This window comes from Flectobacillus roseus (assembly GCF_030056595.1).
GTDB classification, from domain to species: Bacteria; Bacteroidota; Bacteroidia; order Cytophagales; family Spirosomataceae; genus Flectobacillus; species Flectobacillus roseus.
On sequence record NZ_JASHIF010000019.1, the window covers coordinates 24,701 to 44,588 of the forward strand.

Here is a 19,888-nt window from a genome sequence, read left to right on the forward strand (position 1 = left end):
TTCAAATTATCGGGGTGAACACCCATAAATTGTTTGAAAGCTTTCGCTTTCTCACTGGTCTTAGATACCTTCGTAGAAATCGATTACTTCGCCTTTAGCTACGGTAATAACTGCTTTCTTGAAAGTAGAAGTATAACCAGTTGTGATTTTAGATTTTGTACTTCTTGATTTTTTCTTACCAAATTGACGAAGTGTATTTACAGATTCTACGTCAACTCCGTACATTTTCTTGATTTCTTTCGCAATTTCAATCTTGTTTGATTTTACTGCTACTTCGAAAACGTACTGACCGCCTTTCTGCAACTCCTGAGTTTTTTCAGTAAGAATTGGTCTTTTGATGATGCTCATTTCTTTATGACGTTAATTGTCACCAGTTTATATACTGATAACTATTTGCTGAAAGATGATTCGATTTTTGCAACAGCATCTTCTAAGATAACAAGACGAGTTGCATTTACTAAGTCATAAGTGTTTACTTGCGCTGCTGAAATAACTTTAGTTTTCGGCAAGTTACGACCCGACAAGTAGATGTTTTGGTTATCTTCTGGCAAAATCACCAAAGTTTTAGTATCTGTCAATGACAAGGCATTTAAGATAGCCAAAAAGCCTTTAGTTTTTGGAGTTTCCAAAGAGAAGTTCTCTAATACAGAAACCTCACCTGCTTGTGCTTTTGCAGCAAATGCAGACTGACGTGCCAAAGTCTTAACCTTTTTATTCAATTTGAAAGAGTAGTCACGTGGAACTGGACCGAAAATACGACCACCACCTTTGAACAATGGTGACTTCATTGAACCTGCACGAGCACCACCTGTACCTTTTTGACGCTTCAACTTACGAGTTGAGCGAGCAACTTCAGCTCTTTCTTTTGCTTTGTGCGTTCCTTGACGCTGGTTAGCCAAGAATTGCTTTACATCTAACCAAACAACGTGCTCGTTTGGCTCGATACCAAAGATTTCGTCAGAAAGTACAACTTTCTTACCTGAATCTTTGCCTTGTATATTTAATACTGATAATTCCATTTTTCAATTTGAAAATTTGTGAATTTGAAAATTTGAAAATCTTTATTCTTGATGGCCGAACCTACAATTGTGTGAAAGGCTAGCATCCTTTCAAATCTTCAAATTGATTATTTTTCAAGAATAACATAAGAGTTTTTCGCTCCTGGTACTGAACCTGACACTACGATAAGGTTTTTCTCAGCATAAACTTTCAATACTTGTAAGTTTTGAACTTTTACGCGGTTACCACCTGTACGACCTGCCATGCGAAGACCTTTGAATACGCGAGATGGGAATGAACATGCACCAATTGAACCTGGGTGACGTCCGCGGTTGTGTTGACCGTGTGTTTGACCACCTACACCACCAAATCCGTGGCGTTTAACAACACCTTGGAAACCTTTACCTTTTGAAGTACCGATTGCGTCAACGAAATCGCCTTCTGCAAAAAGCTCAGTTGTGATAACTGCACCTAATTCAAGTGATTGTTCGAAAGACTTGAACTCAACCAATTTCTTCTTTGGAGTAGTTCCAGCTTTTTTGAAGTGACCCAATAATGGTCTAGAAGTGTGCTTCTCTTTCTTCTCGCCGTAGCCTAATTGAATAGCGCTATAGCCTTCTTTTTCTACTGTTTTTACTTGCGTTACAACACAAGGGCCGGCTTCGATTAGCGTACAAGGAACAGCAGTGCCATCCGCGTTGTAGAGGCTAGTCATACCGATTTTTTTTCCGATAATTCCAGACATTTTATTATTGAATAAAACGTTAAAAAATAAAATAAAAAACTTATTTACAACGAGTTACGTTTTTGAGCTATTGGCTCGACGCAAAACGGACTGCAAAGGTCGGGATTTTATTTGGCACTAACAAAAAAGTACACAAAAAAATCTCAAAACTATTTGAGTGACAGAAAATTGAGGAAAAAAGCGACAAGAAAAGTGCGGACGAGGCTATGCTCGTGAGACGAGTCCTGTGTAGCTTAATACTCAACTTTGCAAACTGGGCATTCAGTAAAGCAAGCCAGTATCAGTTCTGACACTAATCAACCACTGTAGTTCTTTGCGGGCTGCGTGGTTGTACTTTCCAAAGAAGTTTGCCATTTGATTCGTATTCTCTAATTTCTTACTGAGTTCTGCCAACTCTTTGTAAGACACAGCGAATCGTGGCGCCCTAATTGGACTGCAAAATTAGAGAATAGTTTTTGAAATACAATGAGTTACAGTGAAAAAAAATATTTTTTTTTAGTTTTTTTTTACCCTCAAAAAAAAGGAGGAAATACCTTCGCATTTTCCTCCTTTTGACCTACTTATCTCCGTTGTATAAAACGACTATAAATTGCCTTTTTTTAATTCTTTTACAGCAAAGTCCGCAGCTCTAGCCGATAATGCCATATACGTAAGCGATGGATTCACATTAGATGATGACGTCATGCAAGCGCCATCAGTTACAAAGACGTTTGAACATCCCCAAACTTGATTGTGTGCATTCAAAACAGATGTTTTGGGGTCGCGCCCCATCCGTGCAGTACCCATCTCATGAATACTTAAACCAAAGCCGGGTTCATAATCATACGTTTCGATATGCTTAAATCCTGAGGCTTCGAGCATCTCAGCAGCGTCATTCTTCATATCTATACGCATTTTACGTTCGTTTTCTCCAAACTCTGCCGACATAATCATTTGTGGTTGTCCCCACTTATCTTTTTGGTCTTTGCTCAATCTGACATGATTTTTATAATCTGGTAAGGTTTCAGCAAATCCCATAATATCTAAATTCCACTCTCCTAGTGGCTGTGTAATTTGTGTTTTAAAATCAGCGCCAAACTCTTCTTGCGACTCTCCTCTATCTTTTGAACTACCTCCTTCATAGCCAAATCCACGCAAATAATCACGTTTATCACCTCCAATATTCCGATAACGAGGAATGTAAATCGCATTGGGGCGTCGCCCTAGGTAATACTTATCATTATAACCATCATGCTTGCCTCGTGCACCAATACCAAAATGATGATCCATCAAATAATGTCCTAGTGCACCACTGTCATTCCCTAATCCATTGGGAAAACGATTGGAAGTAGAATTCATTAAGATATAGGTCGAACCCAGCGCCGAAGCATTCAGAAAAATCACTTTTGCATAAAACTCTGTCCATTCATGCGTGTTCTCGTCGATAACTCTAACACCTGTGGCTTTCCCTTTTTTCTCATCATATATAATAGAGTTGACAATCGAATGTGGGCGGACGGTCAGATTGCCTGTTTTACGCGCCGCTGGGAAAGTAGCAGACTGCGAACTAAAATAGGCGCCAAACGGACATCCACGCATACACATATCTCGAAGCTGACACTTGGCACGTCCTAAGGCAAGCTGTTCGGGAGTTGGCTGTGTAAGGTTTGCTGTACGTGAGTGAATCACATGACGATTAGGAAATTTTGCTTTGAGCTCTTTCCCAAAATGTTCTTCAACACAAGTCATTGGAATGGGTGGCTGGTAAACACCATCAGGCAAGTGAGGAATACCATCACGGTTCCCTGCGATTCCTGCGAACTTTTCGGCATGAGCATACCATGGAGCAAGGTCTTTGTAACGAATAGGCCAATCTACTCCAATGCCTTCTTTAGCATTAGCCTCTAAGTCCATATCGCTTAAACGCAGAGAAACTCTCCCCCAAGTAATAGACTTTCCTCCTACCTGCCAACTTCTAATCCAGTCGAATCGTTTTTCTTCGACATAGGGAAAATCAATATCTTTAGCAAAATGATGTTTGGTCGATTCAGTAATCGTGAACCCTGTGCGTTGGTGAATAGGATAGTTCTTCATTTCCTCCAGAGGTACTTGCCCTCCATGTGGAAACTCCCAAGGATTCATTAAAGCGGTGTGATAATCTTTTACATGTTCGATCATACGACCACGCTCGAGCACCAAAACCTTTAATCCTCTTTCGGTAAGTTCTTTGGCCGACCATCCGCCACTTACGCCCGACCCCACCACGATAGCATCGTAAGTATTTTTTTCTTTATTTGGTAAAATATACATAAGCCGTTGAAAATTGGGACTAGAATAACTCATTTCAAAAATCTCAAGTTACTCCTTTTTTTCTATAACTCAATCCAGAGCTGACTGGCATTTATTTTATTTTTTATCAACAAAATCAAATTTTATTTATTTCAAGATCTGATCTATCATTTGATAAAATTATAGATGTTTTCGACAGATATCTCAAATATTTAGCGCCACATAGAATAGTTATCCTTCATAAACCAATGGTCTTCTTTATCTTTGTAAAATATTAATACCTTGATTTATGAAAATAACCATTATTACTGTCTCTTTTAATAGTGAAGCAACTATCAAACAAACGATTGATAGCGTTTTGGCACAAGACTATCCCAATGTCGAGTATATTGTTGTGGATGGTGCTTCAAAAGATGGGACAGTGGATATATTAAAATCGTATGGTGACCGCATTAAATACATTTCAGAAAAAGATAAAGGAATCTATGATGCACTCAACAAAGGGCTAAAACTAGCAACTGGTGATGTTGTTGGCACAATTGGTTCAGATGATTTTTTGCCTAATTCCAGCGTATTGGGTCATGTAGCAGAAGCTTTTATCCAAACAGGAAAAGATGTTATTTACGGAGATTTACAGTACATCAATCCTGATAATGATGAAAAGATTGTCAGATATTGGAGTTCGGGAGAATATAAAGTGGAAAATTGGCTAAAGGGTTGGATGCCGCCACACCTTTCATGTTATATCAAAAGGGAGGCATTTGAAAAATATGGTAACTATATCATAGACTTCAGCTGTTCGGGCGATTATGAGCTTATGCTTCGCATGATGTATAAACATAAACTATCTGCAGGTTATCTTCCCGAAGTATTGATGACCATGAGAAATGGCGGTACTAGTACAGCTTCGTGGAAGCACCGCTATCGTGCCAATATGGAAGACCGTCGTGCATGGAAACTCAATCAATTACAACCCAAATGGTACACGCTCTGGATGAAACCACTTTCGAAGATAAGTCAACTATTTACTTAATTTTAAAATGCTCGACAATCTGCTAAAATAGGCAATTGCCGAGCATTTTTATTTATACATCTGCTATTTTAAATGGTTTGATTTCTACTTTTTCCCAGACCTTCATTGTTACATAAGGGTCGTTGTTATACCAATTATATAAAGCATCTTCTGTATCAAATTGTACTAGCATCGTTGAGCCAATCATATTGCCTGCTTCGTTGAGAATAGCCCCTCCAACAATAAAATTACCATTAGCTTTGAGTTGCTTTACCACAACCAGATGGTGTGGACGGGCAGCCATTCTCCGCTCAAGGGCTTGTGCATCGGTGCCATCGTAGGCATAAATTACATACTGTTGCATCTTAAAAAATAGTTATTAATCAATGGTTATCTATATTTTATCTAGTAGAATACTTCCTTTAAAAAGATTTATTTGTTTCTCAGACAGATAATATTCTACAATTTCTTAAATACTTCTTCCAAATACTTATATTTAAAAATCGAAACATAAATTGATGATTACGCCAATAACTTTGAACAAGCATGACGCCTATTCAAAGTTAATCTCTTCTAACAAGAATTTTGCTTTATGAAACCCAATATGATTGCATTTGTGAGACGCTTTGTAGATTTTTCTGATGAAGAAATCGCGGCAGCTCATAGCCTCTTTGAAGAAAAGTTTATTAAAAAGGGGGAATATTTCATCAAGTCAGGCGAACATAATACCGCTATCGGTTTTATCAATAAAGGCTTAATGCGCACTTTTTTTGTGCAAAATAATCAAGAAACTACCTTTCAACTAGCTTTAGAAAATCAGTTTGTTACTAGTATGACTTGTTATGTGCTCAATCAACCGAGCAATGATTATATTCAAGCTATAGAGGATACTGATATTTGTGTTATCTCAAAAGAGACCCTTGAAAAGTTGTGTAACCAATATCATAACTGGGATAAATTTGGGAGACTCACCTACGAGCAGGTAGCACTTGAACAAGAAATTAGATTGCGTTCGTTTATTTCGGAAACAGCGCAAGAACGTTACGAAAAGATTCTCAAATTTCAACCCGAACTAATCAATCGAGTTCCGCAGGTATACCTATCCAACTTTTTAGGTATTACGCCCCAATCGTTGAGTCGACTTCGAAGAAATATAAGGGGGTAAAAAAAGCTCGGTTTATTATAACCGAGCTTTTTTTATCTTTTCAATGAATGAGAAAGTGTTTCGACCAACTCACCTCTTGCCAACTTTTCGGCTTTTTCGAAGCTTCTTAATGCTTTTTGAAAAGTTTCGTCAGTAGTGCTCATCACTTGATAATATTCATTATTTAAGCCACTATTAATGGTTTTCTTTGACCAAACATTTCTAGCGATATAGGCCTTTATTTGAGCTTTTATATAAGGAAGTGAACGTTGATATTCCTTTTCATTATGTTGTACCTTTGTTTGCTTTGCCAAAGCTTTAAGAGTAGTTAACATCTCATCCGAAACTACAAATTGCTTGTTGAAATCTTTAAATGACTGTTTGCTCAGTTCATTCTGATGACTATTGGCATAGTCAAGGGCTATTTCACGAATGATATTTTTACCCCAAAGCTCTGAAATATATTTTGTGTAATAAGTTGTATCACGACCTACAAATACATCTGGCGTAATACCGCCACCACCATATACAACCCTTCCTCCAGTCGTACGATATTTCAGTTTCTCGTTAAATTTGATACTATCCGAATTGAATAACTCTCCACGTTTAATACGGTCGTCATAGTCTTTATCGTATTCCTCTTCATGCCCCAACAAATACGGTTTTTGAATACTACGTCCGCTTGGTGTATAATATCGAGAAATCGTTAATCGTAGTTCAGAGCCATCTGATAAGCTTACTGGCATTTGAACTAATCCTTTACCAAAGGAACGACGCCCAACAATCAAGGCACGATCGTTATCTTGTAAAGCCCCAGCCACGATTTCCGATGCCGAAGCACTATTTTCATCAATAAGTACCATGACTGCCCCTTTTTCAAAAATACCATCAAATTTCGTCATGGTTTTTGAATCATATTGCGTTCCTTTACCATCGGTGTACACAATCATTTTGTCACCACCCAATAATTCATCGACTACTTTTTCAGCTCTGTCTTTGTATCCACCAGGGTTTCCACGCAAGTCTAGCATAAGACGTTTGGCGCCTTGGTTCTTTAGTGTGGTCAGAATATTGCGAAACTCTTGATAAGTAGATTCCATGAATCTATCTATCTTAATATATGCCGTTTGATTATCGACCATATATCCTGCACTGACCGAAAAAGTAGGGATTCTGTCACGTGTAACCGTGAAAGTATGCGGAGCAGACTCTCCATGACGCAAAATTTCTACTTTTACTTCTGTACCTCTCTTTCCTCGAAGCTTATTGAAAATAACATTAGAATTGACTTTGGAGCCTACCAAAGATGCTCCATCGGCAGCCACTAGCATATCGCCACTACGAATACCCACCAAGTCGGCAGGACCTCCAGGCATAGCGCTCATTACATAAACTGTATCGTTGAAAAGATTGTATTCGATCCCGATGCCATCAAACCCTGATTCTAGCTGAGTACGAGCCATGGCTGCTTCTTCCGTTCCGAAATAGGCGGTATGTGGGTCTAATTTTTCTAGCATTTTTTTGATAGAAAAATCTACTAATGTGTCAGTATTGACTGAGTCGACATAGCTCGTTTCGACAAGTGAAAGGATTTCTCTGAATTTGTTAACTCCACGAGAAATATTACTCATTTTGGATTGTCCTCCAAAAAAGTTAGCTCCAATAAGCATTCCTCCTACGACCGAAATAGCCACAATAATGGGAAGTTTAACGACAAGTGAACTATTAACTGGCTGCTTATCCTTCATCATGCTAATTTAATTAATCTTCATACTTTCAAATCTATATAAAGTTACAAAAAACTACTACCTGACCAATCATTTTGGCGTAACTTTGTTGAAACTAACTTAAAATCAATGGGACGTGTACTTGCAGTAGATTATGGAACCAAGCGTGTCGGGCTAGCTGTGACTGACCCGCTCAAAATTATTGCATCGGCTTTGGATACAGTACATTCAAAAGATGTTATACAATATTTGATAGATTATTCAAAGAAAGAGGAAGTAGAATGTTTTGTGGTAGGAATGCCAGTACATTTGGACGGCTCAGACACCAATAATACTGTACATGTAAAGACTTTTGTGAAACATTTACAAAAAGCTTTTCCAGAAACCCCCATTCATTTACATGATGAGCGTTTTACGTCGCGTATGGCTTTACAGTCAATGATTATTGGCGGTGCTTCTAAGAAAGATAGAAGTCAGAAAGGCAACATAGATAAGGTATCTGCCACTATTATTTTACAATCTTTTATGGAGAAGATGTCGTTTGGTGGGCTATAAAATTTAGGGAATTAAGGTTGAGTGAATGGGTGGTACACCATTCATTTCACCAGTAGAGAAGCAAAGTATTGCGTCTGAAAATGTATCATTTATCAAAAAAGCGCTCGAAAAACAATTTTCGAGCGCTTTTTTATGCTTGGAGAATAGTCCTAATTTGAACCTTAGGAAAGCCTCCTGTTTACTTATTTCTGAACCACTTTTGCAAATCTGTGGTAGAAAGGAGTTTTACTATTAGAATCTTTTGGCATGTATTTACCAGTAATAATTGGCACATACATTACACGACGACGAGAAGCTTCACCAAAGTTTGGAGATACTTCCACGCGATGCCATAAACGACCATCGTGTACAGTCAAGTCTCCAGCATTGATATCAAACCCAACTTCACGAGCATCTGGTGTGTGGTCGATAAACTGTTTTTTACCGAACAACAACTTCAACACACTTTGGTTTTGAGTACCAGGCAATACTCTCAAGCCACCGTTTGACATAGGGCAATCATCCAAGTGAATACCTACGTTGAGCATAGGAAGGATTTTTTGTCCCAAGAACAAATCGCGAGGGCTGTCTGTATGCCATCCCATCTGAGAGAACTTCGAGTTTTGAGCGTTAATATAATGGTTAAATACAAGACCATCTTTTTCGTTCTCGCTGATACGTCCATCGTAAGGTGCTAATAATTCAATCAACAACTGCAAACGTGGGTCTTTCACTAATTCACCCAATACCTTACTATACTTGTTAGTAAAGCACATACGCTGAATCATCTTGTCCCCATTTTCGTTCTTCCCGAACTTCAGCGGAATACCATTGATTTTTTCAACACCTTCGTCAAGCCATTGCTTTTCGATTTTTTGCAACTCGCTGATGAAAAGTTTTACTGTATCTTGATTTATGAAGTTTTTGAACTGAATAATTCCATATTTTCGGAAATATTCCTTTTGTTCATCGGTTAACTTCTCACCGAGGGTGAAGGTTTTATTCTCAAACTTTACCATTTCTAAAATTGTACAAAATAAAGTTTAACGTTTTGATCTCATGGTTAGCGTGTGTGGTTGGGCAGAACTACAAACGCAATTTTTTAAGTGGTTATTTTAGCGTAAATGTATTTGCTAAAACATTGCAAATTAAAAGAATGTAATGAAACTTTAAACGTTTTGTAATATTTTTATTATTATAGCCAGAAAAAATTACATTAATTTAGAGAAATATCTAATTCAGCAGTAACTCCCTCTGTACTTGGTGGATTAGTAAAACAAATATAGGTTATATTATCAAATAAAAATATCAAAGGTATTAAGAATGGTAACTATAGTGGATTATTGGATTTAAGTAATTTTTCAGGTATTACTATTCCAAATTGATAGACTTATTCTTAAAAACGTTTTAATGCCATTTCAGATACCGTTTGTCCAATCGATAACGACGAGGTTGCAGCTGGCGATGGTGCATTTAGGATATTGATCACTTTTGTATCTTCGATAATCGAGAAATCGTCGAGTAGACCTCCTTCTCTGTCACAAGCTTGGGCTCTCACTCCTGCCCCACCTTCAATCAAATCACTTTCTTGAATATCTGGAATAAGCTCTTGGAGTGCTTTGGTAAAGGCTGCCTTTGAGAAACTACGGTACATTTCACCTAAACCTGTTTCCCAATATTTCATTGCTACCTTCTGGAAGCCTGGCCAAGTGAGCGTTTCATAAAGTTCCTTTGCATTAATATCCATCTTTTTATATCCTTCACGACGGAATGCTAATACGGCATTTGGACCAGCCTCGATACCACCACGCATCATACGAGTAAAGTGAACGCCCAAGAAAGGAAAATTAGGATCAGGTACTGGATAAATGAGGTTTTTTACCAAATAGTGTTTTTCTGGGCGGATTTTGTAATACTCACCACGGAATGGAATAATTCGAACGTTGATAGGATTTTCTTGTGACATTTGAGCAACTTTGTCAGAATACAAACCACCACAATTAATCACTAACTTAGTCTCATAAGTATTTCGTTCAGTCTTAACAATAGACAGTGAGTGTCCTTTTGTTATTCCTGTTACCTTCTCTCCAAAATTTAATTCTGCACCGTAACTACGAAGTTTTTCTGCGTATTTTTCGCTTACCACCTTGTAGTCAACAATACCTGTCTGAGGTACCCACATACCTTCTACACTCGTAACATAAGGTTCGTATTCTTTTACCTCTTGTGCTGAAATTTTACGTAATCCTTCCAAGCCATTTTGTTGACCACGCACATAGAGGTTATTCAACAATGGACGTTGTTCTTCGTTAGTTGCCACCACAACCTTTCCTGTAATTTCGAAAGGTATTTCTTCTTTTTCACAAAAATCAATCAGCATATTATAGCCACGAATACAATTAGTAGCTTTTAGTGACCCTGGTTTATAATACAAACCTGAGTGAATTACACCCGAGTTGTTACCTGTTTGATGTTTGGCTACCTCTGTCTCTTTTTCTAATACCAAAACCTTCAAATCAGGTCGTTGTTCTTTTATTTTGAGTGCCGTTGCCAAACCAACGATTCCGCCACCAATTACTATAATATCTTGTTGCATTGTCAATATCTTATGATTTTTTTTAACAGACCACAAAGATACAAAAAGACCCGTAAGGTTTTTATTCTTACGGGCTTATATCATGTGCATTCGAGCGATATATCTTAAATTTTCAATTTCAATTTACTCGAACTCGATTCAATTTCTAGCTCATCGCTAGTAAGGGTCTCTATAGCATACGTAACAGGCGATCCAACGCCTATTTGAGTACTAATAGCATTTCCATCTGAACTAAGCACCCATTCTCCCTGAAGAGAGGTATTAGCCGATGCCAGTACAAAAGTACCATCAGACTTGAAGGTATAAGTAAACTTAGCATAGTCAGAAGAAAGACCTATCCCATCTTTCACAGAATAATTTGTGAAAGTAGAGCCATCGGGATTTTTGGTCACATATAAATAAAACTTCCAAGTTTTATCTACTAATAGCTTCTTTCGTGCGTTTGTTATCTGAAGCGAAGCGATTGTTTCGGCATTGGGACTGATTGCTTCGTCACAACTTTGCGCCGATAGCATTCCTAAGAATAATGATAGTGATAAATATAGCTTTTTCATCCTATGTTCTCTCAAAAGATTGAAATAGTTAAATTAGTTTGCAAAGAGAAAACGTAAAATAAGCATTTTGAAATATATTTTTCATTAAAATTGCTCAACTTCTATTAAACATTATTTTAAATCATGAAAAACACACTCCTCAAAACCTCACTTATGGGTTTGTTCTGCCTTATTTCAACGTTCATTTTTTCGCAAGGAATGAAAGAACCTGCCAAGAAATACCAAGTTAAAATAAGAGTATATGACAAAGAAACCCAAGAGGAACTCACAGGTGCCTATCTTAAATTGATCAATTTAACCAAAAACAAATTAGCAGATTCAACCGTCGTGCTCGATGGATATGCCACCTTTACGCTTGAAAGAGGTTTTGATTATGATATTGTTGGGCAACGCACGAGATATTTAACCAAAAGAGCCAATTTCAACGCAGCTTGTTATTTACAAGACCCTCAAAAAGTATTTTGCATTGCAGGTATTGAAATTGAAAATATGTCGAGAATGGGCGGTGGAACAGACCTCATAGAAGGAGCTATCGGAATGAAGCGTATCAAATTGAACGACGTTTTCAAGGTTGAAAATATTCATTATGACTTTAACAAGGCAAATATCCGACCTGATGCTGCCAAAGAATTAGATAAGTTAATTCAATTATTAACCGATAATGCTGGTATTAGTGTTGAGCTTGGCTCGCATACCGATAGTCGAGCTGGTGCTGACTATAACATAAGCCTTTCACAAAAAAGAGCTGAGGCCGCAGTAGATTATATTGTTAATCATGGAAAAATAGCCAAAACCCGAGTTGCTGCAAAAGGATATGGTGAAAGCCAATTAATCAACAAATGTGCTGATGGGGTAAATTGCAGTGAAGTAGAACATGCAGCAAACCGTCGTACAGAGATAAAAATTACAGGATATGCCGTTAATGGTGTTCCAATTGATATAAAGTAGGAAGACTCTACAGGCTCAGGATTACAGAAGATGTTGAGGCATTTCAAAAAGAAAGCACCGTAAGTGCGACATTGTCCAACATTGTGGGATGGTTGTCACACCTACGGTGCTTTTACTATATAAAACGAGTTGTGCCTAAGCATATTTAATGCTTAATACTTTCAACTCTTCAATATTAAAGCGTACGCTTAACTTCTTTCATTTCGTAACATTCGATGATATCACCTTCTTGAATATCGTTGAAGTTTTTGATTGAAAGACCACATTCGTATCCAAATTTCACTTCAGCTACATCATCTTTGTAACGTTTCAAAGCAGAGATTTCGCCTTCGTGAACTACTACGAAGTCACGTACTACGCGGATTTTGTTATTACGTTTAACGTTACCTTCCAATACGTAACATCCTGCAACAGTACCCACTTTCGAGATTTTGAATACATCACGAACTTCGATATTAGCCGTAACTGATTCTTCGAATGTAGGAGCCAATAAACCTTCCATAGCATCACGAATTTCGTCGATTGCTTGGTAGATTACTGAGTAAGTACGGATTTCGATTTGTTCAGTTTCAGCTAAGCGACGAGCGTTTGTACTTGGACGTACTTGGAATGCCACGATAACGGCATCGGCAGCAGAAGCCAACAATACGTCTGACTCGGATACTTGACCAACACCTTTGTGGATAATACGTACTTGTACTTCTTCTGTCGAAAGCTTCAATAATGAATCTGATAACGCTTCTACTGAACCGTCCACGTCACCTTTAACAATAACGTTAAGTTCTTTAAATGTACCGATTGCTTTACGACGACCGATTTCTTCGAGTGTAATGTGCTTACGAGTACGCAACGATTGTTCGCGGATAATTTGCTCACGTTTGTTCGCAATTTCACGAGCATCGCGCTCATTTTCCATTACATTCAATTTATCACCTGCTGCTGGAGCACCACTCAAGCCTAATACCTGTACAGGAATAGCTGGACCAGCTTCTTTCAATTTCTTTCCGCGATAGTCAAACATTGCTTTTACACGACCGTAGTGTGCACCAGCCAACATCATATCACCAACACGAAGCGTACCTGCTTGAACCAAGATATTGGCTACATAACCACGACCTTTGTCCAAAGAAGCTTCGACAACAGTACCAACGGCACGTTTGTTTGGATTCGCTTTTAATTCTAGTAATTCTGCTTCTAATAATACTTTTTCAAGTAATTCGTTGACACCCATACCTGATTTAGAAGAGATTTCTTGAGATTGGTATTTACCACCCCATTCTTCTACCAAGATGTTACGAGCTGCTAATTGCTCACGTACTCTATCAGTATTGGCACCAGGCTTATCTACTTTAGAGAATGCAAATACAATTGGCACACCAGCCACCATTGCGTGGTTGATAGCTTCTTCTGTTTGAGGCATCACGGCATCATCGGCAGCAATCACAATAATGGCAACGTCAGTAACTTTAGCACCACGAGCACGCATCGCTGTAAAGGCTTCGTGACCAGGAGTATCTAAGAAAGTAATACGACGACCATCTTCTTGTTTTACAGAGTAAGCACCAATGTGCTGAGTAATACCACCTGCTTCACCAGCGGCAACTTTAGCACGACGGATGTAGTCGAGCAAGGAAGTTTTACCGTGGTCAACGTGACCCATAATCGTTACGATTGGCGCACGCATTTCTAAAGTTTCAGGAGCATCTGCTTCTTCTTGAAGGGCCGCTTCAACTTCTTCCTCAGCTGATACAAATTGTACTTCAAAGTCAAACTCCTCAGCAATAATGGCAATAATATCTGCTTCGAGACGCTGGTTGATTGAAACGAACATTCCCAAACTCATACAAGTAGAGATAACTTCGTTTACAGAAACATCCATCAAAGATGCTAACTCGCTAGCAGAAATAAATTCAGTAACTTTAAGGATTTTTGCTTCTTCCTCTTCACGCATTTGGCGTTTTTCTTCACGCTCGGCACGAACTTTACGTTTTTCGCGACGTTCTTTTGCACCAAAGTTTGCTTTTGAGGTTTGTCCTTGAAGACGAGCCATAGTCGCTTTGATTTGTTCCTGAATTTGTTTGTCAGAAACTTCCTCTTTTTCGTCCTTCTTAGGCTTCTTCTTGTTGTTATTATTGTTACTGTTGTTGTTGTTATTATTATTATTGTTATTGTGGTTATGGTTGTTGTTACCACCTCCAGAATTTGGTCCTTGAGGTTTTTTATTACCATCTCCAGGCTTACTTGGTTCGTCTTTCTTAGGACGCGGAGCACCCTTTTCATTACGGATTTCTGCTTCAGTAACCTTTTCAGCAGGCTTAATACGTTTACGTTTCTTCTTATTTTTGTTATTAGAAGAACGAGGCTGTTCTACTGGTAATTCAATTTTACCTAATACAGTTAAGCCTTTTAAGGTTTCTCCTTTAGCTTCAATTAGCTCGATATTTCTATCTGTAGGAACCTCATCATAACGCTTTGGCTGTGGCTTAGGCTGTTGTGGCTGTTGCACAGGATTTTGCAGTTTGTTTTGATTTGACTGATTATTGTTAGGCTTTTGGCCTTGTTGATTCTGTTGGTTGTTGCGTTGTTGATTCGCTTGCTGGTTGTGCTGTTGCGGGCGATTGCCTTGTTGCACTTGAGCTTGAGGTTGTGCCTTTACTTCAGCAGCAGTAGGCGTTTCGGTTTTAGCTACAGGTTGAGACTGTGGCTCTGGCTGTTTTTTCTCTTCTACCACTGGAGCAGGTTCAGCTTTAACTATTGGGTTTTCTTCAGCAATTACTTTTTTACTTTCAACAACTACCTCCTCTTTAGGAGTATTCTCATTCTGTGTCGGCGCTACTACTACTGGTAATTCAGCTTTTGGTTCAGTGGTAGTCGGGGTTGGCGCTACTGGAGCTGGCGTTTCTGTAGGAGCTGCTATTGGTTGTGGTACCTCAGGCGCTTTGGTTTCAACTACAGGCGTTTCAACAATAACACTTTCAACTTTAGGTTCTGGTTTTGGTTCAACAGGAGGAGTTACTGGCTTTGGAGGCACAGGATTTCCTTTTCCGTCTAACTCAATTTTTCCTAATACTTTGAAAGTTACCTCTGCACGAGCTGAGATTTTCTCTGGCTCTGTAGAAGGTACTACCTCTTTAGGTTTATCTTCTGCTTTTCCTGCATCACTTGCTCCTTCACGGAAGTATAAAGGCATACCATCATCCTGTTTTTTAGGACTTGGTGCTGGTGCTTCCTCTACTGCTTTTGGTACAACTGGTGCTGCTGGTTGCATACCTTCGAGTAAGCTATCATTGCGATATTCTTTCGCCAATAATTTTAGCTGCTCGAAATTCAACTTGGTATTGGGGTTGTTATCAACCTTGTGACCTTTGGCAGAGAGATATTGAACAATGGTTGAGATTCCCACGTTAATCTGCTTTGCCACAAGGCTCAAACGCATCATTTTATCTTCTGCCATACTTTTGCTTATCTCCTTTTCTATAATACTAATTGATTAATGTTATGAATGTTTCTGTTTTGTCTGCATTTTCATCAAATAGAAACCTATTTGAGAAAACCTGTTGACCGGACTGAATGATAGAATAGTTTTGAATTGAGTAAATGATATGCTCAAGCCGAAGCTTGAAGTTTTCGAACAACTATTCTATCATTCTATCATTCACTCAATCAATCTTATTCAAACTCAGAACGTAAAATAGACAGTACTTCGTTCACTGTCTCTTCTTCCAATTCAGTACGACGAACAAGTTCTTCGCTACTCAATTTAAGTACTTGCTTGGCTGTATCTAGACCAATACGGTGAAGTTCTTCCAAGATCCAGTCTTCGATTTCGTCTGAGAATTCTGTCAAATCCACATCCTCATCGTCTACTTCTTCTTGTTTGATATCACGGTACACGTCTAGTTCGTAACCTACTAGCTTACCCGCAAGCTTAATGTTTTGTCCACCTTTACCAATTGCCAAAGACACTTGATCTGGCTGTAAATACACCGCAATACGTTTACGCTCTTTATCGATGTTCATCGAGCTTACTTTAGCTGGGCTAAGCGCACGCGCTACCAACAACTCAAGGTTTTCGGTATAGTTGATTACATCGATATTTTCGTTCTGTAATTCACGAACAATTCCGTGAATACGCGAACCCTTCATACCTACACAAGCTCCTACTGGATCGATGCGATCATCATAAGATTCAACAGCTACTTTAGCACGTTCGCCTGGCTCACGTACAATTCTGCGAATCATGATTTGACCATCATAGATTTCAGGGATTTCTTGCTCAAATAATCTTTCCAAAAATACTGGAGAAGTACGAGACAAAATGATTTTTGGCGTACCATTATTCATTTCTACACGGTGGATAACCGCACGTACTGGCTCACCTTTTTTGTAGCGATCCTTAGAAATCATTTCTGCTTTAGGCAAAATCAATTCATTCTTTTCTGCATCAGAAATGATTAATTCTTTACCAACAATTTGGTAAACATCGCCAGAAACCATCTCACCTACCAAGTCTTTGTACTTGTCGTAAAGACTTTCTTTTTCAAGGTCTTTAACCTTTTGGATTAGGGTTTGACGAGCCGTTTGAACTATACGGCGACCAAAGTCTTCTAGCTTCACCAATTCAGCCACCTCTTCGCCAATTTCGAAGTCAGGCTGGATTTTACGAGCTTCTTCCAATGGAATTTTGTCATAGTCCCAAATATCTTCTGAGTTGTCATCGACAATCTCGCGGGTACGCCACATTTCTAAGTCCCCGCTTTCCGGGTTGATGATTACATCGAAGTTGGCATCTGTTCCGTATTTTTTACGAATCATCGTACGAAACACCTCTTCCAACACCTTAATCATCGTCGGGCGGTCAACGCTTTTCTCTTTGGCAAAATCCGCAAACGACGCTATTAACTCTGCACTATTCATTGGTTCATAATTTTTAATGATTGAATAACTTGACAGAAAAGACTCTGGAGTGTTGAATTATTACTAATTCGCTCAACAAGTTCTACGCCAAGCAACGCAGCCACTATTTAAACGATATTTGTACCTTTGCTTTTTCTATATTCAAAAATGAAATAAATTCTGGTTCGATTACTTCACCTTTTTTCGGTTTCTTTTTAGGCTCTTCCAACAGAATAATTCCATCCTCTTTTACTTCTTGTAGTACTCCTACTTTCTCGGCACCATCTTTGAACTGAACTTTGAGCGTACGATCAATATTCTTGATGTACTGACGGGTCAATACTAGAGGTTGGTCAATACCTGGAGAAGACACTTCAAGGTTGTAAGCTGTTGGAATGAGTTCTTGTGCTTCGATACCATTAGCTAATTTTCGGCTAATTTTGGCACATTCCTCAATTTTGATGCCCTCATCTGAATCCACTAAAATCGTGATATTGATACGTGTTTTTAGGACATTGACTTGTAAATCCACCACGAAAAACAATCCGTTTTCGAGAAGTGGCTCAAGCATTTCTGCAATTTTATCTTTTAACATACTTGTTTTTGAAGCCTACAGGAAAGAAAAAAGAAAGCATGAAGATGAAAAACTCTAGAAAACCACCGCTTCACCCTCCTCTATGACTTTCTGGTCTGAACGTGTAATACAAAATAAAAAAGAGGGATTTCCGACCCCTCTTCCTAATTTTTCTGGTACAAAATTAGTACTTTTTTTATAAAAAAACAAAAAGATGTTATTTTTTCCTCTTTTAGAGAAGCGTAGGTACAAGAAAACTAAAGCCGTGTTTATCAAAGCCTAAGGATTCATAAAAAGCATGTGCTTCGACCCTCTTTTGATTGCTTGAAAGCACTAGTTTGTAACATCCTGCTTCGCTACAAACTTGCATAGCATACTTCATCATTTGTCTGCCTATTCCTTTTCCCTGTAAATTTTCTTGTACTGCTACATCTTCGACAATGCCTGATGGCGTGCCTCTATGTGCCAAATTGTCCATTATTAACAAAGCAAAAGTACCTATCACTTGGTGTTCTTGCTCGGCTACATATACCTTGTAATTGGGATAGCTAGACATTTTTTGAAATAATACTTCTGCTTCCGACAGAGATAATACTTGACCTTTGTCCAACACCTCTGCATATAATTGGAGAATTGATGGCAAATCGCTTATGGTAGCTTGACGAATTAACATGAACTGAATGACTAGAGTTTGAGTTGATAGAATATCCGGGTTTCTAAATTAATTGTTTTTGGACAAATAAACATTGTTGTCTTGTTGGTAGAGTTGAGAACTATCTATTTCGGATATCGAAGGTTGTATTTCGGGAGTATCATTTACTTTTAAAAGTATATTCCAAAATCAGCAATCCCAAATTAGGATTGTACGGAGAACTTCCAATAATTGCGGATTGGGGATTTCTGATTTCGGGAAAAAAGTAAAATACCTCTATTTTTTACAAAACATAAAAGAATAAACTTCCGAAATCCAACATCCGATACCCGAAATAGACAGTTTTAGAATCCTGTGTACAGTTCTAATACGAAATCTACCATGATTTACAACCCTTGTATTGTTCTATTCAATTATCAGTAATTTGTATGCCAATTTTTCTCTTTTTTTCGTTCTTAATTAACCCTTAATCACTAGCTAATTTTTTACAAAATACTAACGTTCTGTTACGGATTAACTCATCTGCGTTGATTACCTTTGCAGACTTAAATTTATAACAGGACTATTTCAAAAATAATGCAACTCTCAAAAGTCACTCAGACAGCCATATTCACCTTTGTAGTATCTCTGTCATTATTGGTAAATTATTCAGAAAGCTTTGCGCAAAAAAATAAGCATAATACTCCTTCCTCTGTAGAACAGTTCCCTATTCCACCCGAAGGTCCAAATCGTCTTTTTTATATTCAGCGTAGCTCCAATATCAACACTATTCTATATGATGCGAATGTGTTGCCTAACAATAAATTAGACCATAAAAATCCTGTGCATACTTATTGGATTAGATATACCGAAGGTGGCAAAAAGCAGGAGTTATCTAACATTCAAAGAACTTTAGCGTATGGCTTGCATACCAGTGCTCTTGAAGGTGAAGCCAATGCTTATGAAGGTCACTTTTTAGCTTATCGTAAAAGAAGATTTATTGTAAAATTAGATAGTCATGGCGAAGCTATTGCTTTGTTTCCCATTAACGGAAAAATGCAAATCTTGAAAAAAGTATTTGTAAGTGTAGATGAGAGTGGTTTGATGCCTTCTGTCAACTATATTGAGCTTTGGGGTAAAGACGCAACAACTGGTAAAGATGTATATGAGAAGTTCAAGCCGTAAATTCTCTTTAGTGATTGCATATTACCGTGTTTGCTTCAGTAAAATAAAATGCCTGCAAGAGATGTTCTTACAGGC

The 19,888-nt window shown here is 38.2% G+C and carries 18 protein-coding genes; 5 read left to right on the plus strand and 13 right to left on the minus strand.

From position 1 onward, the window contains the following. Positions 1 to 60: 60 nt before the first annotated feature. From rplW to QM524_RS18980, 4 genes are all read right to left on the minus strand, one after another. Complete coding sequence (rplW, locus tag QM524_RS18965; protein WP_095160753.1) at positions 61 to 348, minus strand: 50S ribosomal protein L23; 288 nt, start codon at positions 346 to 348, stop codon at positions 61 to 63. A 41-nt stretch (positions 349 to 389) separates the two neighbouring features. Next, complete coding sequence (gene rplD, locus QM524_RS18970) at positions 390 to 1,019, minus strand: 50S ribosomal protein L4 (protein WP_095160754.1); 630 nt, start codon at positions 1,017 to 1,019, stop codon at positions 390 to 392. Positions 1,020 to 1,126: 107 nt separating this feature from the next. Next, positions 1,127 to 1,744, minus strand: coding sequence for a 50S ribosomal protein L3 (gene rplC, locus QM524_RS18975; RefSeq protein ID WP_166578235.1), 618 nt, complete (start codon positions 1,742 to 1,744; stop codon positions 1,127 to 1,129). A 582-nt stretch (positions 1,745 to 2,326) separates the two neighbouring features. Then, on the minus strand, positions 2,327 to 4,033 hold the full coding sequence (locus QM524_RS18980; protein WP_283345767.1) for a GMC oxidoreductase: 1,707 nt from the start codon (positions 4,031 to 4,033) through the stop codon (positions 2,327 to 2,329). A 268-nt stretch (positions 4,034 to 4,301) separates the two neighbouring features. Here QM524_RS18980 and QM524_RS18985 point away from each other — a divergent pair, with 268 nt between their 5' ends. Then, positions 4,302 to 5,045 (plus strand): glycosyltransferase family 2 protein, encoded by a 744-nt coding sequence (locus tag QM524_RS18985; RefSeq protein ID WP_283345768.1) that lies wholly within the window; start codon positions 4,302 to 4,304, stop codon positions 5,043 to 5,045. Positions 5,046 to 5,097: 52 nt separating this feature from the next. Here QM524_RS18985 and QM524_RS18990 read toward each other — a convergent pair whose 3' ends face one another. Beyond that, a complete protein-coding gene (locus tag QM524_RS18990; protein ID WP_283345769.1) occupies positions 5,098 to 5,388 on the minus strand; it encodes a YciI family protein in 291 nt (96 codons plus the stop codon). Positions 5,389 to 5,616: 228 nt separating this feature from the next. Between QM524_RS18990 and QM524_RS18995 the strand changes: the two genes are divergently transcribed. Further along, positions 5,617 to 6,189: a Crp/Fnr family transcriptional regulator gene (locus tag QM524_RS18995; protein WP_095160758.1), complete on the plus strand. Its 573-nt coding sequence runs from the start codon at positions 5,617 to 5,619 to the stop codon at positions 6,187 to 6,189. A gap of 32 nt (positions 6,190 to 6,221) precedes the next feature. Here QM524_RS18995 and QM524_RS19000 read toward each other — a convergent pair whose 3' ends face one another. Next, positions 6,222 to 7,919, minus strand: a complete 1,698-nt coding sequence (locus QM524_RS19000; protein WP_310586459.1) for a S41 family peptidase — start codon at positions 7,917 to 7,919, stop codon at positions 6,222 to 6,224. A 105-nt stretch (positions 7,920 to 8,024) separates the two neighbouring features. On the opposite strand from QM524_RS19000, the gene ruvX reads away from it, so the two are divergent. Then, entirely contained in the window at positions 8,025 to 8,450 is a 426-nt protein-coding gene (ruvX, locus tag QM524_RS19005) for a Holliday junction resolvase RuvX (RefSeq protein WP_095160759.1), read from the plus strand. Between the two features lie 182 nt (positions 8,451 to 8,632). On the opposite strand, the gene QM524_RS19010 is transcribed toward ruvX, so the two are convergent. The 3 genes from QM524_RS19010 to QM524_RS19020 form a co-directional block, all read right to left on the minus strand. Next, positions 8,633 to 9,448 carry a phytanoyl-CoA dioxygenase family protein gene (locus QM524_RS19010; RefSeq protein ID WP_095160760.1) on the minus strand — a complete coding sequence of 272 codons (816 nt, stop codon included), beginning with the start codon at positions 9,446 to 9,448 and terminating at the stop codon, positions 8,633 to 8,635. A 377-nt stretch (positions 9,449 to 9,825) separates the two neighbouring features. Continuing rightward, the gene (lhgO, locus tag QM524_RS19015) at positions 9,826 to 11,025 is read right to left on the minus strand and encodes an L-2-hydroxyglutarate oxidase (RefSeq protein WP_095160761.1); all 1,200 of its coding nucleotides are present in this window, start codon (positions 11,023 to 11,025) and stop codon (positions 9,826 to 9,828) included. Between the two features lie 104 nt (positions 11,026 to 11,129). Further along, a complete protein-coding gene (locus QM524_RS19020; RefSeq protein ID WP_283345770.1) occupies positions 11,130 to 11,579 on the minus strand; it encodes a hypothetical protein in 450 nt (149 codons plus the stop codon). Positions 11,580 to 11,702: 123 nt separating this feature from the next. Between QM524_RS19020 and QM524_RS19025 the strand changes: the two genes are divergently transcribed. After that, positions 11,703 to 12,527 (plus strand): OmpA family protein, encoded by an 825-nt coding sequence (locus QM524_RS19025; RefSeq protein WP_283345771.1) that lies wholly within the window; start codon positions 11,703 to 11,705, stop codon positions 12,525 to 12,527. A gap of 175 nt (positions 12,528 to 12,702) precedes the next feature. Here the strand turns inward: QM524_RS19025 and infB are convergent, their stop codons facing one another. From infB to QM524_RS19045, 4 genes are all read right to left on the minus strand, one after another. Continuing rightward, the gene (infB, locus tag QM524_RS19030; RefSeq protein WP_283345772.1) at positions 12,703 to 15,981 is read right to left on the minus strand and encodes a translation initiation factor IF-2; all 3,279 of its coding nucleotides are present in this window, start codon (positions 15,979 to 15,981) and stop codon (positions 12,703 to 12,705) included. 215 nt (positions 15,982 to 16,196) lie between these two features. Then, the gene (gene nusA, locus QM524_RS19035; protein WP_095160765.1) at positions 16,197 to 17,444 is read right to left on the minus strand and encodes a transcription termination factor NusA; all 1,248 of its coding nucleotides are present in this window, start codon (positions 17,442 to 17,444) and stop codon (positions 16,197 to 16,199) included. A gap of 103 nt (positions 17,445 to 17,547) precedes the next feature. Further along, positions 17,548 to 18,018: a ribosome maturation factor RimP gene (locus QM524_RS19040; protein ID WP_166578241.1), complete on the minus strand. Its 471-nt coding sequence runs from the start codon at positions 18,016 to 18,018 to the stop codon at positions 17,548 to 17,550. Between the two features lie 211 nt (positions 18,019 to 18,229). Next, positions 18,230 to 18,670 (minus strand): GNAT family N-acetyltransferase, encoded by a 441-nt coding sequence (locus tag QM524_RS19045; protein ID WP_283345773.1) that lies wholly within the window; start codon positions 18,668 to 18,670, stop codon positions 18,230 to 18,232. A 555-nt stretch (positions 18,671 to 19,225) separates the two neighbouring features. Between QM524_RS19045 and QM524_RS19050 the strand changes: the two genes are divergently transcribed. After that, positions 19,226 to 19,813 carry a DUF4833 domain-containing protein gene (locus tag QM524_RS19050; RefSeq protein ID WP_283345774.1) on the plus strand — a complete coding sequence of 196 codons (588 nt, stop codon included), beginning with the start codon at positions 19,226 to 19,228 and terminating at the stop codon, positions 19,811 to 19,813. Positions 19,814 to 19,888: the final 75 nt, after the last annotated feature.